Origin of the sequence: Streptomyces herbicida, from assembly GCF_032656585.1 — a bacterium.
GTDB lineage: Bacteria > Actinomycetota > Actinomycetes > Streptomycetales > Streptomycetaceae > Streptomyces > Streptomyces herbicida.
In genome coordinates this window covers 356,527-378,030 of record NZ_JAUYWJ010000008.1, presented here as the reverse complement: position 1 = coordinate 378,030, position 21,504 = coordinate 356,527, and the positions used below count along the sequence as shown (strand labels likewise).

Annotated in this window: 19 protein-coding genes, 1 pseudogene and 1 riboswitch; of the genes and pseudogenes, 15 read left to right on the top strand and 5 right to left on the bottom strand. The window is 70.6% G+C overall.

From position 1 onward, the window contains the following. The 3 genes from Q8A52_RS19565 to Q8A52_RS19555 all read left to right on the top strand — a co-directional run. Positions 1-805 (top strand): cytochrome c oxidase subunit I (locus Q8A52_RS19565; protein ID WP_316753910.1); only part of this gene is annotated, 805 nt, incomplete at its 5' end. After that, on the top strand, positions 802-1,200 hold the full coding sequence (locus Q8A52_RS19560; RefSeq protein ID WP_316753908.1) for a cytochrome c oxidase subunit 4: 399 nt from the start codon (positions 802-804) through the stop codon (positions 1,198-1,200). The genes Q8A52_RS19565 and Q8A52_RS19560, both read left to right, overlap by 4 nt. A 144-nt stretch (positions 1,201-1,344) precedes the next feature. Continuing rightward, positions 1,345-2,610, top strand: coding sequence for a L,D-transpeptidase (locus Q8A52_RS19555; RefSeq protein WP_316753906.1), 1,266 nt, complete (start codon positions 1,345-1,347; stop codon positions 2,608-2,610). Positions 2,611-2,663: 53 nt separating this feature from the next. On the opposite strand, the gene Q8A52_RS19550 is transcribed toward Q8A52_RS19555, so the two are convergent. Next, positions 2,664-3,065 (bottom strand): response regulator, encoded by a 402-nt coding sequence (locus Q8A52_RS19550; protein ID WP_316753904.1) that lies wholly within the window; start codon positions 3,063-3,065, stop codon positions 2,664-2,666. A gap of 190 nt (positions 3,066-3,255) precedes the next feature. On the opposite strand from Q8A52_RS19550, the gene ctaE reads away from it, so the two are divergent. From ctaE to Q8A52_RS19515, 7 genes are all read left to right on the top strand, one after another. Further along, positions 3,256-3,876: an aa3-type cytochrome oxidase subunit III gene (gene ctaE / locus Q8A52_RS19545; RefSeq protein ID WP_316753902.1), complete on the top strand. Its 621-nt coding sequence runs from the start codon at positions 3,256-3,258 to the stop codon at positions 3,874-3,876. A gap of 80 nt (positions 3,877-3,956) precedes the next feature. Next, positions 3,957-4,769, top strand: a complete 813-nt coding sequence (gene qcrC, locus Q8A52_RS19540; protein ID WP_316753900.1) for a cytochrome bc1 complex diheme cytochrome c subunit — start codon at positions 3,957-3,959, stop codon at positions 4,767-4,769. Beyond that, positions 4,766-5,824, top strand: a complete 1,059-nt coding sequence (gene qcrA / locus Q8A52_RS19535; protein ID WP_316753898.1) for a cytochrome bc1 complex Rieske iron-sulfur subunit — start codon at positions 4,766-4,768, stop codon at positions 5,822-5,824. Before qcrC ends, qcrA begins: the two co-directional genes overlap by 4 nt. Next, on the top strand, positions 5,821-7,452 hold the full coding sequence (gene qcrB / locus Q8A52_RS19530; RefSeq protein WP_316753896.1) for a cytochrome bc1 complex cytochrome b subunit: 1,632 nt from the start codon (positions 5,821-5,823) through the stop codon (positions 7,450-7,452). Before qcrA ends, qcrB begins: the two co-directional genes overlap by 4 nt. A gap of 137 nt (positions 7,453-7,589) precedes the next feature. Then, positions 7,590-8,654: an anthranilate phosphoribosyltransferase gene (gene trpD, locus Q8A52_RS19525; protein WP_316753894.1), complete on the top strand. Its 1,065-nt coding sequence runs from the start codon at positions 7,590-7,592 to the stop codon at positions 8,652-8,654. Positions 8,655-8,728: 74 nt separating this feature from the next. Next, positions 8,729-8,845, top strand: a riboswitch (SAM riboswitch). Positions 8,846-9,006: 161 nt separating this feature from the next. Continuing rightward, positions 9,007-10,395, top strand: coding sequence for an aminotransferase class V-fold PLP-dependent enzyme (locus tag Q8A52_RS19520; RefSeq protein ID WP_316753892.1), 1,389 nt, complete (start codon positions 9,007-9,009; stop codon positions 10,393-10,395). A 64-nt stretch (positions 10,396-10,459) separates the two neighbouring features. Then, positions 10,460-13,162 (top strand): protein kinase domain-containing protein, encoded by a 2,703-nt coding sequence (locus Q8A52_RS19515; RefSeq protein ID WP_316753890.1) that lies wholly within the window; start codon positions 10,460-10,462, stop codon positions 13,160-13,162. A 23-nt stretch (positions 13,163-13,185) separates the two neighbouring features. Here Q8A52_RS19515 and Q8A52_RS19510 read toward each other — a convergent pair whose 3' ends face one another. Both Q8A52_RS19510 and Q8A52_RS19505 read right to left on the bottom strand, forming a co-directional pair. Beyond that, positions 13,186-13,467, bottom strand: a complete 282-nt coding sequence (locus Q8A52_RS19510; RefSeq protein ID WP_316753888.1) for an Lrp/AsnC family transcriptional regulator — start codon at positions 13,465-13,467, stop codon at positions 13,186-13,188. A gap of 40 nt (positions 13,468-13,507) precedes the next feature. Beyond that, the gene (locus tag Q8A52_RS19505; protein WP_316753885.1) at positions 13,508-14,269 is read right to left on the bottom strand and encodes a rhomboid family intramembrane serine protease; all 762 of its coding nucleotides are present in this window, start codon (positions 14,267-14,269) and stop codon (positions 13,508-13,510) included. A 155-nt stretch (positions 14,270-14,424) separates the two neighbouring features. Here Q8A52_RS19505 and Q8A52_RS19500 point away from each other — a divergent pair, with 155 nt between their 5' ends. The 5 genes from Q8A52_RS19500 to Q8A52_RS19480 all read left to right on the top strand — a co-directional run bounded on the left by Q8A52_RS19500 (position 14,425) and on the right by Q8A52_RS19480 (position 19,734). Then, positions 14,425-14,664 carry a hypothetical protein gene (locus Q8A52_RS19500; protein WP_316753883.1) on the top strand — a complete coding sequence of 80 codons (240 nt, stop codon included), beginning with the start codon at positions 14,425-14,427 and terminating at the stop codon, positions 14,662-14,664. Between the two features lie 37 nt (positions 14,665-14,701). Continuing rightward, positions 14,702-16,045 carry an NYN domain-containing protein gene (locus tag Q8A52_RS19495; RefSeq protein ID WP_316753882.1) on the top strand — a complete coding sequence of 448 codons (1,344 nt, stop codon included), beginning with the start codon at positions 14,702-14,704 and terminating at the stop codon, positions 16,043-16,045. 211 nt (positions 16,046-16,256) lie between these two features. Continuing rightward, positions 16,257-17,291 (top strand): C40 family peptidase, encoded by a 1,035-nt coding sequence (locus Q8A52_RS19490; protein ID WP_316753881.1) that lies wholly within the window; start codon positions 16,257-16,259, stop codon positions 17,289-17,291. A gap of 209 nt (positions 17,292-17,500) precedes the next feature. Continuing rightward, a complete protein-coding gene (locus Q8A52_RS19485) occupies positions 17,501-18,511 on the top strand; it encodes a C40 family peptidase (RefSeq protein WP_316753879.1) in 1,011 nt (336 codons plus the stop codon). Between the two features lie 29 nt (positions 18,512-18,540). Further along, entirely contained in the window at positions 18,541-19,734 is a 1,194-nt protein-coding gene (locus Q8A52_RS19480; RefSeq protein ID WP_316753877.1) for a hypothetical protein, read from the top strand. Here Q8A52_RS19480 and Q8A52_RS19475 read toward each other — a convergent pair. Both Q8A52_RS19475 and Q8A52_RS19470 read right to left on the bottom strand, forming a co-directional pair. After that, positions 19,710-19,969, bottom strand: a pseudogene (locus Q8A52_RS19475) (PadR family transcriptional regulator); the annotation flags it as partial. The gene Q8A52_RS19480 and the pseudogene Q8A52_RS19475 sit on opposite strands and share 25 nt — an antisense overlap. Positions 19,970-20,216: 247 nt before the next feature. Continuing rightward, positions 20,217-21,452, bottom strand: coding sequence for a glycosyltransferase family 87 protein (locus Q8A52_RS19470; protein ID WP_316753875.1), 1,236 nt, complete (start codon positions 21,450-21,452; stop codon positions 20,217-20,219). Positions 21,453-21,504 lie beyond the last annotated feature (52 nt).

Sequence of the window (21,504 nt, the reverse complement as noted above, 5' to 3'; positions counted from 1 at the left end):
CGTGACGGTGTGGGCCCACCACATGTACGTCACCGGCGGTGTGCTGCTGCCGTTCTTCTCCTTCATGACCTTCCTGATCGCGGTCCCGACCGGGGTGAAGTTCTTCAACTGGATCGGCACCATGTGGAAGGGCTCGCTGTCCTTCGAGACGCCGATGCTCTGGGCGACCGGCTTCCTGATCACCTTCACGTTCGGTGGCCTGACCGGTGTCATCCTGGCCTCGCCGCCGATGGACTTCCACGTCTCGGACTCGTACTTCGTGGTGGCGCACTTCCACTACGTGGTGTTCGGCACCGTGGTGTTCGCGATGTTCTCCGGCTTCCACTTCTGGTGGCCGAAGATGACGGGCAAGATGCTCGACGAGCGGCTCGGCAAGATCACCTTCTGGACGCTGTTCATCGGCTTCCACACCACGTTCCTGGTGCAGCACTGGCTGGGCGCCGAGGGCATGCCGCGTCGTTACGCGGACTACCTCGCGGCCGACGGCTTCACCACGCTGAACACGATCTCGACGATCGGCTCGTTCCTGCTCGGCCTGTCGATCCTGCCGTTCCTCTACAACGTGTGGAAGACGGCCAAGTACGGCAAGCCGGTCGGTGTCGACGACCCGTGGGGCTACGGCCGCTCGCTGGAGTGGGCGACCTCCTGCCCGCCGCCGCGTCACAACTTCCTCACCCTGCCGCGGATCCGCAGTGAATCCCCGGCGTTCGACCTGCACCACCCGGAGATCGCCGCCATGGAGCAGCTGGAGCTGGCCGGTCACGGCAGCAGCGCCATCGCGGGCAACAAGGAGGCCGGCAAGTGAAGATCCAGGGCCGGTTGTTCATCTGGCTGAGCGCCTTCCTCCTCGTCATGGCGATCGTCTATGGCGTGTGGTCGAAGGAGCCGGCCGGTACCACGGCGCTCTTCCTGGCCTTCGGCCTGAGCATCATGATCGGCTTCTACCTGGGCTTCACCGCCCGGCGGGTCGACGCGGGTGCCCAGGACAACAAGGAGGCCGACGTCGCGGACGACGCGGGCGAGCTGGGCTTCTTCAGCCCGCACAGCTGGCAGCCGCTCGCCCTCGGCATCGGTGGCGCGCTGGCCTTCCTCGGTGTCGCGGTCGGCTGGTGGCTGCTGTACTTCTCGGCACCGATCATCCTGATCGGCCTGTTCGGCTGGGTCTTCGAGTACTACCACGGTGAGAACCGCACCCAGTAGCACGGCGCCGAGCCAACAGGGGAGCCCGGACACTCCGTAAGGAGGTCCGGGCTCTTTCCGTTGCGGTCCGGGGGCGCCCCGGGCCCGTCCCCCGTCCGCCTCACCCACCGCGCCGCGGCCGACGAAGCTTCTTAGCGTGAGGTCATGAGAACCTCTCCGCGCACCCGCACCGTCGTCGTCGGCTGCACGCTGCTGGTGACCGCCCTGGGCGCCGGCGCCACCGCGTGTGGTTCGGACGGAAACCCGCTGGCGGACGAGCCGTACGACGCAGCGGACCAGATCTCCTTCAACAGCCCCACCGGCGCAGGGAAGAAGGTCGACCCGGACAAGCCCCTGGAGGTCACCGCAGAGGACGGTGAGGGACGCATCACGGACGTCACGGCCACCGACTCGACGGGACGCTATGTGGCGGGCGAACTGGCCGCCGACGGCAGCCGCTGGCACAGCACCTCCCCGCTGGCCGCAGACGCCCACTACACGGTGCGGGTCAGCACCGAGGACGAGGACGGGGCCCCCGGCCGCAAGGTCCTCACCTTCGACACCAGCAAGCCCTCCACCAAGAAGACCCTGGACGTCACCTTCGGGCCCAAGGCGGGCCAGTACGGTGTCGGGCAGCCCATCACCGCCGACCTCAACCAGCCCATCAAGGACAAGGCCCAGCGGGCCGTCGTCGAGCGCGCCCTCAGGGTGGACTCCACGCCCGCCGCGGACGGCACCTGGTACTGGGTGAACGACAAGCAACTGCACTTCCGCCCCAAGGACTACTGGCCCGCCCACGCGACCATCCTGGTGCACAGCAACCTGGAGGGCGTGAAGGTCGGCGACCGGCTGTGGGGCGGCAAGGCCAAGCCGCTGACCCTCACCACGGGCGACAAGATCCTTGCCGTCACGGACGCCTCGGCGCACTCCATGACGGTCTACAAGAACGACGCGCTGATCAACACGATCCCGGTCACCACCGGAAAGCCCGGCTTCGAGACCCGCAACGGCGTCAAGGTGGTGCTGGAAAAGCAGTACTTCGTACGGATGCGCGGCACCACCGTCGGCATCTCCGAGGACAGCTCCGACTCCTACGACCTTCCGGTGTACTACGCGACCCGCGTCACCTGGTCCGGCGAGTACGTGCACGCGGCACCCTGGTCGGTGGGCTCCCAGGGGTCCGCGAACGTCAGCCACGGCTGCACCGGTATGAACACCAGCAACGCCGAGTGGTTCTTCGACACGTTCCACCCCGGCGACCTGGTCAAGGTCGTCAACTCCAACGGGCACGAGATGGAGCCGTTCGGCAACGGCTTCGGTGACTGGAACCTCGACTGGGCCAAGTGGCGCACGGGCAGCGCCCTGACCAACGGCAAACAGGACGGCCCGAAGCCGCAGGACGCGGACCGGCTCCGGCCGACCGCGGTGTGACCACTCGGGGTGCGGCGCGGGCCGTACACACCCCGCGCCCCGCCCCCGGCCTCCTAGGCGCTCTGGAGCCTCTTCTGCCGCAGCAGGGACGCCAGGGCACCCGCGAACTCCACCGGCTCCACAGGGAGCGTCACGGCCGCGTCGGCACGGCTCCAGGTGGCCAGCCACGCGTCCTGGGGGCGCCCGATCAGCAGGAGCACCGGCGGGCAGTTGAACACCTCGTCCTTGATCTGGCGGCACATGCCCATGCCCCCCATGGGCACGGCCTCGCCGTCCAGCACACAGACGTCGATGCCACCCTTGTCCAGTTCCGTGAGAACGGCGGCGGGCGTCGCGCACTCCACGAACTCCACCACGGGGACGTCCGGGGCCGGCCTGCGCCCGGTGGCTAGCCGCACCTGCTCGCGGGTGTTGGAGTCGTCGCTGTAGACCAGCACCGTGGCGGTCGGCTGCATTGTTCCTCCGAGACGTCGGCGTCGTACGGACAGGACCGATGCGCCGGATGCTACCCCTTCCGACACCGTGTCAACACTGGCTCGGACAGGACTTCGAAAGACCGCCGGATGGGCCATCCGGGCAGTACACACGGTACGGACACTCCGAACGGCACCCCCCGGAGTGAGGGCGGGATAAGCGACCGACATAATGTCGGTCGTGGCGACAGCAACGACAGTAGATACCGGGCACGCGCACCCGTCGGTCAACCGGCCGAACCTCACCAGCGTCGGAACCATCATCTGGCTGAGTTCCGAGCTGATGTTCTTCGCGGCCCTCTTCGCGATGTACTTCACCCTGCGATCGGTGACCGGTCCCGAGCACTGGAAGCACATGGCCGAGGCCTTGAACTTCCCGTTCTCGGCGACGAACACCACGATCCTGGTGCTCTCCTCCTTCACCTGCCAGATGGGCGTCTTCGCCGCCGAGCGCGGTGACGTGAAGAAGCTCCGGGCCTGGTTCATCGTCACCTTCATCATGGGTGCGATCTTCATCGGCGGTCAGATCTACGAGTACACCGAGCTGGTGAAGAAGGACGGGCTCTCGCTCTCCTCCGACCCGTACGGCTCGGTGTTCTACCTGACCACCGGCTTCCACGGCATGCACGTGACGGGCGGCCTCATCGCCTTCCTGTTCGTCCTCGGCCGCACCTACGCGGCGAAGAGGTTCACCCACGAGCAGGCGACCGCGGCCATCGTCGTGTCCTACTACTGGCACTTCGTCGATGTCGTCTGGATCGGCCTCTTCGCCACGATCTACATGATCAAGTAGCCGGGCCCGATCCCACGTGCGTTCGCGTAACGCACTTCCCAGAAGCATCGACGCAGAAGATCCTGACACCGGGGTAATCCGTGAAAAAGCTCTCCGCACGACGACGCCATCCGCTGGCGGCGGTCGTCGTCCTACTCCTCGCGCTGGCGGCCACGGGGGGGCTGTACTCCGCGTTCGCGCCCGCGAGCAAGGCGCAGGCCGATGAAACCGCCCAGTCCCTGACCATCGAGCAGGGCAAGAAGCTCTACTCGGTCGGCTGCGCCAGCTGCCACGGCACCGGTGGCCAGGGCTCCTCCGACGGGCCGAGCCTGGTGGGCGTCGGCGCCGCGGCCGTCGACTTCCAGGTCGGCACCGGCCGTATGCCCGCCGCCACCTCCCAGGGCGCCCAGGTCCCGCGCAAGAAGCCCGTCTACACGCAGGCCCAGATCGACCTGCTCGCGGCGTACATCGCCTCGCTGGGTGCCGGTCCGCAGGTGCCGACGGGTGAGCAGTACAGCCCCGAAGGCGCGGACATCTCCAAGGGCGGTGAACTGTTCCGCACCAACTGCGCGCAGTGCCACAACTTCACCGGCAAGGGTGGTGCGCTGACCGATGGCAAGTACGCGCCGACTCTTGAGGGCGTCGAGCCGAGGCACATCTACGAGGCCATGCTCACCGGCCCGCAGAACATGCCGTCCTTCCCCGACACGACCCTGTCGGAGAAGAACAAGAAGGACATCATCGCGTACCTGAACGCGGTCGACAGCGACAAGACGGAGAACCCCGGCGGTCTCGAACTGGGCGGCCTCGGGCCGGTCACCGAGGGCCTGTTCGCGTGGATCTTCGGTCTGGGCGCACTGATCGCGGTCGCCGTCTGGGTCGCCGCTCGGACCGCAAAGGCCAAGAAGTCATGAGTAGCCAAGACATTCCAGAAGAGAACCTGCCCGCTGAGCAGGAGGCCGCGCACGGCGCGGTGAGCATCGCGGACGAGAAGGACCCGTTCGCGGACCCGGGCCTGCCGCCCCACGAGCACCGGATCCAGGACATCGACGAGCGGGCCGCCAAGCGGTCCGAGCGCGTCGTCGCCCTGCTGTTCACGGTCTCGATGCTGGCGACCGTCGGCTTCATCGCCTCGTACGTGGCGATCCCGCACGACAAGTCGATCTTCGTCTTCCCGATCGGCCACCTCAGCGCGCTGAACTTCGCGCTGGGCCTGACCCTCGGCACGGCGCTGTTCTGCATCGGCGCGGGCGCGGTCCACTGGGCCCGCACGCTGATGTCGGACGTGGAGGTCGCCGACGAGCGTCACGCGATCTCGGCGCCGCCGGAGGTCAAGGCGAAGGTCATCGCCGACTTCAAGCAGGGTGCCAAGGAGTCGGCGATCGGCCGCCGTGGGCTGATCCGCACCACCATGTTCGGTGCGCTCGCCCTGGTGCCGCTCTCCGGCGTCATGCTGCTGCGTGACCTCGGCCCGCTGCCCGGGACCTCGCTCCGCCACACCCTGTGGGCCAAGGGCAAGCTGCTCGTCAACATGAACACCAACGAGCCGCTGCGTCCCGAGGACGTCGCCGTCGGCTCGCTGACCTTCGCCAAGCCCGAGGGCCTGGAGGAGACCGACGAGGAGTTCCAGGTCGAGATCGCCAAGGCGGCCCTGATGATCGTCCGGCTCCAGCCGGACAACATCAAGGACAAGCGCGAGCTCGAGTGGTCGCACGAGGGCATCGTGGCGTACTCGAAGATCTGCACCCACGTCGGTTGCCCGATCTCGCTGTACGAGCAGCAGACGCACCACGTGCTGTGCCCCTGCCACCAGTCCACCTTCGACCTCTCCGACGGTGCCCGGGTGATCTTCGGCCCCGCCGGTCACGCCCTGCCGCAGCTCCGCATCGGCGTGAACGACGAGGGCTACCTCGAGGCGCTCGGCGACTTCGAAGAGCCCGTCGGTCCTGCATTCTGGGAGCGCGGATGAGCACCAACGAGAACAACGAGCGACGCGGCAAGGCGCCCGCCGGCGAGCGCGTCGCCGACTGGGCCGACGGCCGGCTCGGGATCTACTCCCTGGCCAAGTCCAACATGCGCAAGATCTTCCCCGACCACTGGTCGTTCATGTTGGGCGAAGTGTGCCTGTACAGCTTCATCATCATCATCCTCACGGGTGTGTATCTGACGCTGTTCTTCCACCCGTCGATGAACGAGGTGGAGTACCACGGCAGCTACGTCCCGCTGCAGGGCCAGCTGATGTCCGAGGCGTTCAGCTCGACCCTGCACATCTCCTTCGACGTGCGCGGTGGTCTGCTCATCCGGCAGATCCACCACTGGGCCGCGCTGATCTTCCTCGCCGGCATGTTCGTGCACATGATGCGCGTGTTCTTCACCGGCGCGTTCCGCAAGCCGCGTGAGATCAACTGGCTGTTCGGCTTCCTGCTGTTCGTCCTGGGCATGTTCACCGGCTTCACCGGTTACTCGCTCCCGGACGACCTGCTCTCCGGCACCGGTGTCCGCTTCATGGAGGGCGCGGTCCTGTCCGTGCCGATCGTCGGCACGTACCTGTCGTTCTTCCTCTTCGGCGGGCAGTTCCCCGGCCACGACTTCGTGGCCCGGTTCTACTCGATCCACATCCTGCTGCTGCCGGGCATCATGCTCGGCCTGGTCGTGGGCCACCTGATCCTGGTCTTCTACCACAAGCACACGCAGTTCGCGGGTCCCGGGAAGACCAACAAGAACGTCGTCGGCATGCCGCTGCTGCCGGTCTACATGGCCAAGGCCGGAGGCTTCTTCTTCCTGGTCTTCGGTGTCATCGCGGCCATCTCCGCGGTCGCGCAGATCAACCCGATCTGGGCCATGGGCCCCTACCGTCCGGACCAGGTCTCCACCGGCGCCCAGCCCGACTGGTACATGGGCTTCTCCGAGGGTCTGATCCGCTTCATGCCGGGCTGGGAGGTCAACTTCTGGGGTCACACGCTCGTCCTGGGCGTGTTCATCCCGCTGGTGATCTTCCCGCTGGTCCTGGTCGCGATCGCGGTCTACCCGTTCATCGAGTCCTGGGTCACCGGCGACAAGCGCGAGCACCACATCCTGGACCGCCCGCGCAACGCCCCGACGCGCACCGCGCTCGGTGTCGCCTGGATGACGGTGTACCTGACGCTGCTGGTCGGCGGAGGCAACGACCTGTGGGCCACGCACTTCAACCTGTCGATCAACGCGGTCACCTGGTTCGTCCGGATCTTCGTCTTCGTCGGACCGGTCCTGGCCTTCCTCCTCACCAAGCGGATCTGCCTCGGCCTGCAGCGCCGGGACCGGGAGAAGGTGCTGCACGGTCGCGAGACCGGCATCATCAAGCGCCTGCCGCACGGTGAGTTCATCGAGATCCACGAGCCGCTCAGCCAGGAGCAGCTGCACACGCTCACGGCGCACGAGCAGTACGCGCCGGCCGAGATCGGCCCGACGGTCGACGAGAACGGTGTCGAGCGCAAGGTGGCGGGCACGCAGAAGCTGCGCGCCAAGCTCAGCGACGCGCTCTACGGCGAGGACTCCCAGATCCCGAAGGCCACCGTCGAGGAGTACAAGGAGATCACGAGCGGCCACGGCCACCACTGATCGCTGCGCACGCCACGCCACGGCAGGGGCTCCGTCCGGTGTTCGGACGGGGCCCTTCGCCATGCCCGGCGGCTGGATAGGGTGGACCTTGTTGAGATTCGCGTCCCGGATGCCGGGACCTCATCCAGGAGCGGCTTATGAGCGCTGTGACCCCCGCTGGAGGCGACACCGCGGCGGGCCGTTCCTGGCCCGAGGTACTGAACGCCCTGCTGGACGGCCGTGACCAGAGCGCCGACGCGACGGCTTGGGCGATGGACCGGATCATGCGCGGCGAGGCGACCGACGCACAGATCGCCGGCTTCGTGGTGGCACTGCGGGCCAAGGGCGAGACCGTCGAGGAGATCACCGGCGTCGTCCGGGCGATGTACGAGCACGCCAAGGTGATCGAGGTGTCGGGTCGCACGGTCGACATCGTCGGCACGGGCGGCGACGGCGCGAAGACGGTGAACATCTCCACGATGTCCGCGCTGGTGGTGGCCGGCACGGGCGCCAAGGTCGTCAAGCACGGCAACCGGGCCGCCTCGTCGGCGTCCGGCTCCTCCGACGTCCTGGAGAAGCTGGGCATCAATCTCGACCTGACGCCCCAGCGGGTCGCCGAGGTCGCGGAGGAGGCGGGCATCACCTTCTGCTTCGCCGTGAAGTTCCACCCGGCGCTGCGCCATGTCGCCGCGGCCCGCGGCCAGTTGGGCATCCGTACGGTCTTCAACGCCCTCGGCCCGCTGACCAACCCGGCCAAGGTCAAGTCCCAGGCGGTCGGTGTCGCGGACCCGCGGCTGGCGCCGATGATCGCGGGCGTCCTGGCCGAGCGCGGCAACTCCTCCCTGGTGTTCCGCGGCGACGACGGGCTCGACGAGCTGACCACGACGTCCACCTCCCATGTCTGGGTCGTCCGGGACGGCAAGGTCACCGAGGAGAGCTTCGACCCGCGGGACGTCGGCATCGAGCTGGTGCCGGTGGAGGCGCTGCGGGGCGGCGACCCGTCGTACAACGCGGAGGTCGCCCGGCGGCTGCTGGACGGCGAGCCGGGCCCCGTACGCGACGCGGTGCTGCTGAACTCGGCGGCGGCCCTGCTGGCCCTCGACCCGGGCGCCGGCACCCTCGCCGAGCAGATCGGCGCCGGGATGGCCAAGGCCGCGGAGTCGATCGACTCGGGCTCGGCCAAGCGGGTGCTGGAGCGGTGGGTGGCCGCCAGCAACGCCTGACACGACCGGTCGGCGGTCCCGCGATCCGGACACGGGTTGCGGGACCGCGATCACTTCACGTACTTTCCTGTTCAGGTCATGAGTGACAGTCATGAGGCCCCGGCCGACTGTCCGGCAACCCTCCGTCCGTGGCGGGGTGCCCCGGGTGAGGACCAGGTCGTAGGCAGCGAGGTCTACGGCAAGCGCGGACCCCTCGTACACCAGGGGTCCTGGTCGTCGAGGGAGCCTTCTGTGAGCAAGCGAATGCGATAGGGCGTAGAGCCCCGCCTCCGCGTACCCCTTTCACCTTCCCCACGCTCGAGCCGTGCGCGCTCGCGTGGTGGTTCCGCCTTGCCTCTCACGGGAGTTCACCATGTCCGTCTCCACCGCTGCCGCCGCCCGGACCGTTTGCAGTGACATTCCGGGGCCGCTGCCCGTTCTGGGCGGGGATGTCACCGTCCCGCTCGTCACGGGCGGCGAAGTCACCTACGCCGCGCTCGACTACGCGGCCAGCGCCCCCGCCCTCCAGCGCGTCTGGGACGACGTGGCGGCCTACGCCCCCTACTACGGCAGCGTCCACCGCGGCGCCGGCTACCTCTCCCAGCTCTCCACCGACCTCTTCGAGAACGCCCGCAAGACGGTCGCCGAGTTCCTCGACTGCCGCGACGCCGACCAGGTGATCTTCACCCGGTCCACGACCGACTCCCTGAACCTGCTCGCCGCCGCGCTCCCCGCCGACTGCCAGGTCTTCGTCTTCGAGACCGAGCACCACGCCTCGCTGCTGCCCTGGAAGGACGCCCGGGTCAGCTACCTCGACGCCCCGCGCAGCCCGCGAGAGGCGGTCGAGACCCTGGAGCGGGCCCTCGCCGACCGCACTGCGTCCACTGAAGGGGGCCACGGCCCGGCCCTCGTCTGTGTCACGGGCGCCTCCAACGTCACCGGCGAGCTGTGGCCGGTCCGCGAACTGGCCGCCGCTGCCCATGCGCACGGCGCCCGGATCGTCCTGGACGCCGCCCAGCTGGCCCCGCACCACCCGGTGTCGGTCCAGGACCTGGACGTGGACTGGGTCGCCTTCTCCGGCCACAAGCTGTACGCCCCGTTCGGCTCCGGCGTCCTGGCCGGCCGCGCCGACTGGCTGCGCGCGGCCGAGCCGTACCTCGCGGGCGGCGGCGCCAGCCGCAAGGTCAGCCGCCGTACGGACGGGGGAGTGGCCGTCGAGTGGCACGAGACCGCCGCCCGCCACGAGGCTGGCTCCCCGAACGTCATCGGCGTCTACTCCATCGCCTCCGCCTGCAAGGCCCTCACCGAGGCCGGTTTCGACACCCTGGTGGCGCGTGAGGAGTACCTGATCCGCAAGGTCCGGGAGGGCCTGGCCGAGGTCCCGGAGGTCCGCGTCCTCTCCCTCTTCGGCGACGACGCCCCGCGCGTCGGTGTGATCTCCTTCGTCGTCGAGGGCTGGAACAGCTCGCACTTCGCCGCCGCGCTCTCCGCCGAGTACGGCATCGGGGTCCGCGACGGCCTGTTCTGCGCGCACCCGCTCGTGCGCACCCTGCTGGGCAGTGACCCGCAGACCCAGGGCGAGTGCGGCGCTCCGGAGGCCGCGCCCGGTGAGAAGTCCCTCAACGCCGTCCGCGTCAGCTTCGGCGCGGGCACGCCGGACGAGCACGTCGAGCGGTTCGTGAACGCGGTGAAGGAACTGGTCCGGGACGGCGCCAAGTGGCAGTACCGCACCGAGGACGGGCGCTGCGTCCCGGCCGTCTGATCGCCGTACGTCACCGCGGTATACGCTCCCCCTGTCAGCCGGACTCTTGACGGGGGAGCACGGGGTGGACGCGCTGCGCGCGGCGGATCCGCGGCGGATCGGGCCGTACGAGGTCCTGGGCAGGCTCGGCGCGGGCGGGATGGGCGAGGTGTATCTCGCCGAGTCGCGCACCGGACTCAGGCTCGCGGTGAAGGTGGTGCGGGCCGAGCACGCCGAGGACCGCACTTTCCGGGCCCGGTTCCGCCATGAGGTGCGGGCCGCGCAGACCGTCGGCGGCGCGGGCACGTACACCGCGCGGGTGGTGGACGCAGACACCGGGGCGGAACGGCCCTGGATGGCCACGGAGTTCGTCGAGGGCCCGAACCTGCGGGACGCGGTGCTGGACGGGGGCGCGCTGCCCCGGTCGGCGGTGCGGGTCCTGGCGGGGGCGCTCGGGGAGGCGCTCGCCGCCATCCACGCCAAGGGGATGGTCCACCGCGACCTGAAGCCCTCCAACATCCTGCTGGGCGCGGACGGCCCCCGGGTCATCGACTTCGGGATCGTACGGGCCCTGGAGGCCACGTCACTGACCCGCACCGGCGCGGTGGTGGGCTCGGTCGGGTACGTCTCGCCCGAGCAGATCCGCAACGGCGGCCAGGTGGGACCGCCGAGCGACATCTTCTCCCTGGGCGCGGTCCTGGCCTACGCGGCGGCCGGACGCGAGCCCTTCGGCGAGGGCCAGGACTCGGTCGTCCTGCTGCGCATCCTGACCCGCGACTTCGACCTGTCCGGGGTGCCGGAGGAGCTGCGCCCGCTGGTGGCGGCCTGCCTGCGAGAGGACCCACTGGAGCGCCCGACCCCGGCGGACCTGCTGGCGTCCACCGGCCATAGCCCGACCTCACTGCGCGCCGGCATCCGCCCGGGCTGGTACGCGGGCACACCCGACCCCACACCGCGCCACGCCGCACCCCACTGGATCCCGACCGACCGCGCGAGCGGCGTGGAGTACGCGGCCCCCCACACCCCCGCGACCACCGCACCGGGCACCGACACCTCCGCGCCGCCCGCTGCCGCGCCAGTGACGGGAGCGGCCGCGCCCGGCACCGCCATCGCCACCACCACCGCCGAGTCTGCGCCTGATGTCGTCGCGCCGGGGACCGGACCCACCGTGCCCGAGCCTGACGGCGACGACCCCGCGTCCGGCGCTGCCACACCTGCGACCGATACCGGCGCATCTGCGTCGGCCGCTGCCATACCCGGCACGGATATTGCCGCGTCCTTGACCGACGCCGGTGCGCCGGGGACCGGCGGCACCGCGCCCGTAACCGATGCCGATCAGTCCGCGACCGGAAATGCCCTGCCGGTCGTCGCTGTCACCGCGTCCGTGACCGACGGCGCCGCACCGGTGGCGGATGCCTACGCGGCCCGGGTCGAATCGGGCGTCTCCGTGATCGCCCCTGTCGCGCCCGAGGCCGAGGCTGTTGCACCCGGGACCGATGTCGACGTGTACGTGAGCGCCGCTGCCGCGCCCGAGGCCGAAGCCCCCGTGCCCGATGCGAATGCGACCCCCGTTGCCGCACCCGGGAACCGGGCCTCCGGAGCCGTGACCGCCGTCGCCCCGGCCGGTGTGGTGGCTCCCGGGCGACGGCGGCTGTTGAAGGTGCTGGCCGGTGGCGCCGTGGTTGCCGCGGGGGCCGGGGTCGGAGGGGGGCTCTGGCAGCAAGGGGCGGGGAGCGAAGGCGAGGGGGGCGACAAGTCCGTGGGGGCGCCCCGCGCCGGCGGGAAACGTACCGGCGGGCCCGCCGTGCTGCGGTGGCAGTACGACGTCGGTGGCCTCGGCGGGCTGGACGGTCCCTGCGTCGCCCTCGCCCCGGACGGCTCCGCCGTCTGCATCGGCAGCTCCAGCGGCACCCTGCACGCCGTCTCCCGCACGGGAAGCCGCCGCTGGAAGATCAAACTCGGTGACGAAGTCTCGACTCCCGTGGTCACCGCGGACGGCGTCTTCTGCGTGACCTGGGACCACGACCGCAACCTGCGCCGCCTGCGCGCCGTGGCCCTCGACGGCACCCCGAAGTGGCAGCAGACCCTCGGCGACCACGGCTACAGCATCCCGGTCCTGCTCGGTGACCACGTGCTCGTCGTCATGGGCAGCACCGACGCCGGCGGCCTGCGCTGCGTCGCCCCCGACGGCAGCGAGCGCTGGCTCGTGACGACCCCCGCCGGTCCCACGGGTATCCCGCTGGTCGCGGGCGGTGTGGTCTACACCGGGAGCTACGGAGACCGGCTGCTGGCGCTGGAGGCCACGGACGGCTCCATGAAGTGGTCCGTGCCGGGAGGAGCCGACGTGACGGTGTCGGTGCTGGCCGGCACGACGCTGCTCGCCGACTCCGCCCCCGGCCTGCAGGGCTTCCGGAGCACGGACGGCAAACGGCTGTGGCGGAACCCGGACAGCAGCCCGGCGAACCCGGTCCCGGGCAACCGGTCCGTCGCCGTCGCCACCGAGAACGGCGGCGTCTACGCGCTGCGGGCCGCCGACGGCACCAAGGCGTGGACGCGCGAAGTCGGCGACGGCACCCCCTCGCTTCCCAGCGCCGTGGTGTCCGGCGACGCCGTGTACGCCCGCGTCGGCAACCGCATCCAGACCCTGGCCCTGAGCGACGGCAGACCGCGCTGGAGCGCGGACATCGGCCAGACCCGGGGCGACGACCAGCACACCCCGGTCATCCGCGCCGGACGCCTCTACGTCCCCTCCGGCACCGGGATCGCGGCGGTCGACGTGACCGTCTAGGACAGGCCCCGGCCGGACAGGTCCTAGTTGTCCAGCCCGATCGAGAACGCCGCCTCGAGGTCGTGCTGCGAGTACGTGCGGAAGGCCACGTGCGTGTCCGTCCCCTCCACCCCGGGGATCTTGCTGATCCGGCCGGGGATGACGTCCGCCAGTTCCTCGTGCTCCTTGACCCGCACCATCGCGATCAGGTCGTACGTACCGGTGACGGAGAAGACCTCGCTCACCGAGTCCAGCGAAGCGATCTGCTCCGCGATCTCGGGGATCCGGTCCACGCTGGTCTTGATGAGGACGATCGCGGTGATCACGGCTGTTTCTCTCCTCGGGGGCCTCGCTGGGGCTCTCACCCTACTCGCGGTCCAGCCGGCTTGGTCGTTCTGCCGGGGGTCCGGGGGCTGCCCCCCGGCAAGACACGGCAGTCGTCCGCCCGAACCGCACCCACGCGAAGACGAAGCCCAGCGAGAAGCCCACCAGATGGGCCAGATAGGCCACCCCGGGCCCCTGGGAGGCGCGGCCCGCCGCCAGCCACTGGATCGCCGCCCAGAAGGGCAGGACGACCCAGGCCGGGAAGCGCAGCGGGAGGAAGAACAGGAAGGGGAGGAGACTGGTGACACGGGCATCGGGGAACAGGTACAGGAACGCTCCGAGTACCGCTGAGATCGCCCCGGACGCGCCCACCAGCGACTGCTGGGACGAGGCGTTGGCGGCCGCGTAGCCGATCAGCGCGAGATAGCCGCTGCCGACGTAGAACAGGGTGAACTGCACGCGGCCCATCCGCTCCTCGGTCATCGCGCCGAAGACGTAGAGGAAGAGCATGTTGCCGAGCAGATGCACCCAGCTGCCGTGCACGAAGAGGGCAGTGGCGGGGGTGAGGGCCTCCTGCGCCGGCTGCTCGAACAGCTTCGCGGGGATCACTCCCCAGTGCCGGAAGTACGCCCGCTGCACGGCGAGCAGCGCGTCCCCCGTGCCGTACGCCGGATTGAGCCCGGACGCCGGACCCATCACGAAGATCAGGCAGCACAGGGCGATGAAGGTGTACGTCATCGGCGCCGGCGTGCTCCGAACCGCTCTGAAGGTCCTCGCGGCCACCGCGCTCCAGTTGCTGATCATGGACACAGAGCATGACGTAAGGGGACGCACTCACACAGACCGCCTCGCCGCCGTGGACGCACCAGCGGCGAGTCCCCAGCAGGCCGTAGGGTTACGAGCCACACGCGTCGGGCAGATGGCGCGTCACGGACACTAGAAGGAAGCGAACAGCCACGATGCCGGTTCCCCTGCCTACCGCCACGACGCGGTGGCGCTGCACCCTCTGCGGCAACCTCACGCGCTTCGACGTGACGCGTGCCTCGAAGGTCGTCGAGTACGTCCATCTCGACCTGGCCGGAGAGCCGAAGATCGAGGAGCGCGAGGTGGTCAGTGAGACCATCGAGTCGGTCCGCTGCCGCTGGTGCAACGCGGTGGACCAGGTGGAACTGGTGGACAGGCCGGGCGCCGACTCCTGACCGGGAGCGGCCCCGTACGGATATTGGGGTGTGACGGATGGTGGAGACCACAGGCGGGGGGCCGGGCGACGGCACCGCTGAGGTGCTTGACCGTCCGCTGCCCGACGGCGTGCGACGCCGTGTCGTACAGATCGTCTCGGACGGCTTCGGCGGGCTGACCGTCGGCGAACTGCCCGCCCAGTTGCGGCAGTACGCCCGGTTCGCCCCGAACCGCCGGGCGAAGTTCGCCGGGAACGCCATGGCGGCCGCCCTGGAGACCGATGCCCTGTTCCGGCAGCGCATCGGCGAGAAGCTGAGAGAGGCCCAGCCGGAACTCGCCGGCGCCCTCGACTCCGGCTCGCCGCCCCCGGCCGCGGACCCGCTCGACGTGGCGGCCGCGGCCTATGTACTGCGCCCCACGGGCTGGGTGAAGCTGGTGACCGCGGCCGGCGAGGAGGCCCAGCGGGCGGACGCCGAGCGCGCGGACGAGGAGAGCCGGGCCGAACTGGAGCGGCTGCGCGAGGACCTCGACCGGGCCCGGGAGCAGACCCGGGCCGAGACCGAGCGGCTGCGTATCGAGCTGGAGACGGCGAAGAAGGAAGCGGAATCGCTTCACCGCAAGCTCAGGGCTGCCCTGAGCGACGTCAAGCGCGGCGAGGCGGCCCTGCGCAAGGTCCAGGGCGAGATCGAGGCCGTACGCACCGACGGGCACGCCCAGGTGTCCGCCGCCGAGAGCGAGACCCGGCGCCTCAAGGCCCGCCTTGGGGAGGCCGAGGCCGCCCTGGAGGCCACCCGGAGGGCTGCCCGGGAGGGGCGCAGCGTCGAGGACATGCGGGTACGGCTGCTGCTCGACACCGTGCTGGAAGCGGCCCAAGGGCTGCGCCGGGAACTGGCGTTGCCGCCCGTCTCCGTCCGCCCGGCCGAGACCGTGGATGCGGTCGAACCGGGACGAATGACCCCGAAGGACATCGCGGCTCGGGCCTTGTCGGACAGCGATCCGGCCATTCTCGATCAGCTTCTCGCCCTGCCGCAGGCGCACTTGGTGGTCGACGGCTACAACGTCACCAAGACCGGCTATCCGCAGATGCCGCTGGAGAAGCAGCGCCTGCGGCTGCTCGGCCAGCTCTCGCAGCTCGCCGCGCAGACCGGCGCCGAGGTGACCTGCGTCTTCGACGGCGCCGAACTGGCCGCGCCCGTCCTGCTCGCCCCGCCGCGCGGCGTCCGGGTGCTGTTCTCCAAGCCGGGTGTCACGGCCGACGAACTCATCCGCCAGCTGGTGCGCGCGGAGCCGCCGGGCCGTCCGGTCATCGTCGCCTCGACCGACCGCGAGGTGGCCGACGGGGTCGCCAAGGCAGGTGCCCGACCCGTCGCGTCTGCGGTGCTTCTGAAGCGACTGTCCTGAACATTCAACACACATATGCAATGCCCGAATTGACCGAACTGTCACTCAACCTAGCGTCAATCGGGGATCACAGCATGTGAGTTGTGTGCAAAGAATGCATTGCGGGGTGGGATTTTTTGGTGTGAGGATTTGAACTGATCACAGCAAGGTCACTAGGGTCTGGGCTCGAACCTCCACACGGGTGATCACTCAAAAGAAGGAGCCCGTCTCCGTGGCGTCCCACCGTCGACCCAAGCAGCCGAGCCGCACACGCGTGACCGTGCTGACCACCGCAGCCGCCGCTGCCGTCGCCCTGAGCGCGAACGCCGCCAACGCGGCACCGAGCGAGAAGCTCAGCAAGGACGAGGTCAAGGCGAAGGTCGACAAGCTCTACGAGCAGGCGGAGCAGGCCACCGAGAAGTACAACGGGGCCAAGGAGAAGCAGGAGAAGCTCCAGAAGGAGATCTCCACCATCCAGGACAACGTCGCCCGCGGCCAGGAGGACCTCAACAAGCTGCGCGACGGCCTGGGTTCGCTGGCCACCGCCCAGTACCGCTCGGGCGGCATAGACCCGTCCGTCCAGCTCTTCCTCTCCTCGAACCCGGACGACTACCTCGACAAGGCGTCCACGCTCGACCAGTTGAGCAGTCAGCAGGTCGAGGCCCTGAAGAAGATTCAGGACAAACAGCGCGAACTCGCCCAGGAGCGGGCAGAGGCCACGGACAAGCTCAAGGACCTCGCCTCCACCCGCACCGAGCTGGGCAAGAAGAAGAAGGAAGTCCAGGGCAAGCTCGCCGAGGCGCAGAAGCTGCTCAACACCCTGACGGCCAAGGAGAAGGCGGCGCTCGCCGCCGACCAGGCCCGCGCCAGTCGCTCCGCCAGCGAGCGCGTGGACCTCGGCAACGACACCCCCGCCTCCGGCCGGGCCGCCGCGGCCTTCGCCGCCGCCAAGAGCAAGCTCGGCTCGCCGTATGTCTACGGTGCCTCCGGCCCGTCCTCCTTCGACTGCTCGGGCCTGACCTCCTGGGCCTACGCCCAGGCCGGCGTCTCCATCCCGCGCACCTCCGAGGCCCAGGCCAGCGCCGGCACGCGGATCTACAATCAGAGCGACCTGCAGGTCGGTGACCTCGTCATCTTCTACGGCGACTATCACCATGTCGGCCTGTACGCGGGCAACGGCCAGGTGCTGCACGCCCCGCACACCGGCGCCGTGGTGCGGTACGAGTCGATCGGCAACATGACCTTCGAGTTCGGCGTCCGCGTCTGACCCTGCGGCTGCCGCCCGAACGGGCGATTCGCGACAACCGGAAACTGACCCCCCGACCCGCTGCTGACCTGCGTCGGCGGCGGGTCGTCGCGTTGCGTGGCCGGTGCGTGGCAGGTCGGCGGGCTTTGGACGCTGCGTGTCCGCGCGGCTACTGTCTGGCGAGTTTCCGAACAGTCAGCCGTCCGCCAGCGGAAGGAGCGCGGCTTCCCGTGGGGTCCCATCGCCGCCTTGTACCGTCCGGGTTCAACCGGGGCGCCGTCGTCCTGTGCGTCCTGTCCGCCGCTGCCGCGGCCCTCGGCGCCGTACCGGCGGCCGCCGCGCCGCACGGCGACCCCCGCGCCGAGGTGGACCGCCTCTACCAGGAGGCGGAGAAGGCGACCGAGGCCTTCGACCAGGCCGGCGAACGCGTGGGCGTGCTGCGCAGGCAGGTGAGCGACGCACGGGACCACATCGCCCGTCAGCAGGAGCGCATCAACACCATGCGGGACGAGCTCGGTTCGCTGGCCGGCGCCCAGTACCGCTCGGGTGGCATCGACCCCACGGTGGCCCTGCTCTTCTCCGACGACCCGGCCGACTACCTCGACAAGGCGGCCACGCTCGACCGGATCGGTGCCCATCAGGCGGGCCGGCTCAAGGAGCTCCAGTCGGCCCTGCGCGAACTCGCCCAGGAGCGCACCGAGACGGTCGGGAAGCTCACCGAGCTGGAGCGGAGCCGCAAGGTCGTCGCCTCGCACAAGCGGACCATCGAGAAGAAGCTCGCCGAGGCCCGCAAGCTGCTCAACTCCCTGCCGGCCGCGCAGCGCGCCGCCTACGAACGGGCCACCCGCGGCGCTCGCCAGCACATGCCGGAGCTCTCCGGCGCCGCCGCCCCGGCCGGCCGTGCGGCCGCGGCCCTCGCCGCCGCCCGCTCCGCCCTCGGCCGCCCCTACGTCTGGGGCGCCAACGGGCCCTCCGGCTTCGACTGTTCGGGCCTGATGCAGTGGTCGTACGCGCACGCCGGGGTCCATCTGCCGCGCACCTCGCAGGAGCAGCGCTACGCCGGCCGGCGGATTCCGCTCTCCCAGGTGCGCCCCGGTGACCTGGTCGTCTACCGTTCCGACGCCGGTCATGTGGCGATGTACGTGGGCAACGGCCAGGTGATCCACGCCCCCCACCCCGGCGCGCCGGTGCGCTACGACCCGGTCGGGATGATGCCCATCTCCTCGGTCACCCGGGTCTGACTCGGCGCATCGGGCCTTACGATCGGGAAGTGGCTGGTCGCAGACGGGCGTGGCGCTCGGGAGTGGTGGGACTCTGTCTGCTGCTCGTTCCCCTGACCGGGTGCGGCGGTGGCCGGACGGCGGCCGACTCCGCGCGCACCGAGGTGCAGCAGGTGCTCGACCGGCGGGCGGCGGCGCTGCTCGGCCACGACGAGACGGCGTACGGCAGGACGGGCTCGCGCACGCCGTACGAGAACCTCCGCACCGTCCCGCTGGCCTCCTGGACCTACCGGCTGACCGCCCTGCACCGCACCGGCTCCACGGCCACCGCCGCCGCCGAGCTCCGCTACCGGCTGCGCGGCATCGACAAGGCCCCCGTGACCACCGGCCGCACGCTCGCCCTCCGGCGCACCGCCGACGGGCAGTGGTACGTCGCCGCGGACAGGCCCGCCAAGAAGGCGGCCCAGCAGCTGTGGGACCAGGGCGAGGTGAGGGCCGTCAGGGGCGGGCGCAGCCTGATCCTCGGGGTCGGGCAGCCGGCCGCCACGCTGCACACGTACGCAAGGCTCGCCGACCGCGCGGTGCCCGCCGTCTCCCAGGCGTGGGGCACGCACTGGACGCGGCAGCTCGTCGTGCTCGTACCGCAGTCCCTGGAGGGCATGGCGGGTGTCCTCGGCTCACCCGCCTCCTCCTACCGCGGGATCGCCGCCGTCACCACCGGCGAGGCGGGCGGTTCCGGCAAGGCGCCCGCGGACCGGGTCGTGATCAACCCGGAGGCGTACGCCCTTCTCGGCAACGTCGGCAAACAGGTCGTGCTCACCCATGAGACGACCCACGTGGCGACCCGTGCGGACACCACCCCGGCCACGCCGCTGTGGCTCTCCGAGGGCTACGCGGACTGGATCGGCTACCTCGGCACGGGCCGGGCGCCCGGTGAGGCGGCGCCGGAGCTGGCGCGGGCCGTCCAGGATGACCGGGTGCCGGCCGATCTGCCCGTCGACAAGGACTTCGGCTTCGACAGCGACCCCACCAGGCTCGCCCAGGCCTACGAGGGCGGCTGGCTGGCCTGCCGGATGATCGCCGACCGCTGGGGCGAGGTCCGCCTCGGCGAGTTCTACCGGGCCGTCGGCGGGCACGGGAAGCGGGCGGGCGCGGTCCGGGACGCGCTGCGCAAGGTGCTCGGCACGACCCCGGAGGCGTTCACCGCGCAGTGGCAGGACTACGTGCGGGCCCAGCTCGCCTGAGAGAGCAGGTCGAGGGCCTCGCGCAGCCACTCGCGCTCCGCCCGGCCCGTCGCCCGCGCCACTCGCAGCCTGCCCTGCCGGAGAAGCTCGCCGGGGTCTCCAGGAAGTCCAGGCGGCGGCGGAGCACGGCCGCCTGCTCCGCCCGGTCCGGCAGGTACCGCAGGAAGGCCGGCACCGTGTTCGCGCCTTCCTCCATGTGCCGGTCGAGCTTGCCCGCCGCCACCAGGCGGGTGATCACGCAGGGGCTGCTCGGCCAGGAAGCCAGGATCGCGAGTCGGCGGGAGCGGTCCGGGGCGATGGCGGCGGCCCGAGGGCGAGGAGTCCGGGGGCGTGCGGGCACCGCCCGGGGCCCTCGTGCGTGCGGTGCGGTCGGCGGCAGCGGTTGAGGCGTGACGACGGCGGCGGGGCCTGGGGGCGAGGAGTTCGGGCGCGTGCCTGCCCCGTCGCGGGTCTCCGCCCGGTCCCCGGCCGGCGCTCCCGGCTCAGGACGAGACCGGGGACCCCTTCGTTCGGGTCGCCTGGGTCGGTACCTGCGTGGTGGGGGCCTCGGAGGCCGTGGTGTGCCACAAGGTGCGGGCGGCCAGGAGCGTCACCGTGAGCAGGAGGCCGTTGCGCAGGAACAGCAGGGCCGTGCCGTGCAGGTCGCTGGCCACGACGTGGGCGAAGCCGATCGGGAACTCCAGGAGCGTGACGAAGGCCGCCGCCACCAGCAGCAGGGCGGGCAGCCCCATGCGGCTCTGCCGGAAGCACAGACAGACGGCGGCCAGGCCGATCAGCCACACCAGGTACTGCGGGCTGATCACCCGGCTGGTCACCGTGAACATCAGCACCGCCGTGAAGGCCGCCTCCGCGAGCGTCTGCGGCGGGAAGCGGGCCGCCCTCAGCCGCCACAGCACCAGCCAGCCCAAGGCCGCGCCGCTGAGCGCCAGGGCGGCCGTGCTCACCACGCCGACGTACGGCCCGAGGAACTCCACCGAGCCGTAGTTCAGCAGCACCTGGCCGCGCCAGCCGAAGTGCCGCGCCACATGGAAGACCAGCGCGCCCAGCGACTCCACCTCGGTGCCCCGCCCGCGCTGGGCGGTGAGGAAGGTGAAGGCACCGGGCATGGCCACCGAGAACAGCACCGCCAGCGCGCCCGCGGTCACCGCCGCCGCGGCCCACGCCCGGCGCCGCACGGCCCCCACGAGCAGCAGCACCGGCCACACCTTGATCATCGCCCCGAAGCCCGCCAGCACGCCCATCACCCGGGGATGCCGGGCCCCCGCGAGCAGCGCGGCGACCGCCACCGCGGTCACCATCAGGTCGTAGCGCGCGTACACCGTGGGGCCGAGCAGCGGGACACCGGCCACCCACACCCAGGCACCGCGCAGCGAGGCGCCGGGACGCCGGCCCGCGTACAGCAGCAGGGAAAGGACGCTCAGGTCGGCGAGACAGGACAGGACGAAGAAGGCGGTGGTGTAGCCGAGGAAGGGCAGGACACCGGGGGAGAGGATCGCCAGTGCCGCCGCGGGCGGGTACTGCCAGGTCACGTCGCCCACCGGGAAGCTGCCGTGGCGCAGCACCTCGTACCAGCCGTGGTAGATCACGGACACGTCGGTCGTGACGTCCACCCCCGGGACGACGAACAGGCGCACCACGAAGAGCAGCAGCACCAGCCGGGTGACGCCCCAGGCGCCCAGCAGCCACGCCGGGGACCGCCCCGCGCCCGTCCTGTTCACCTGAGCCCCTGTTCGTCCGCCTGCGGTGGGTGCGGACCCATGATCCCCCGCC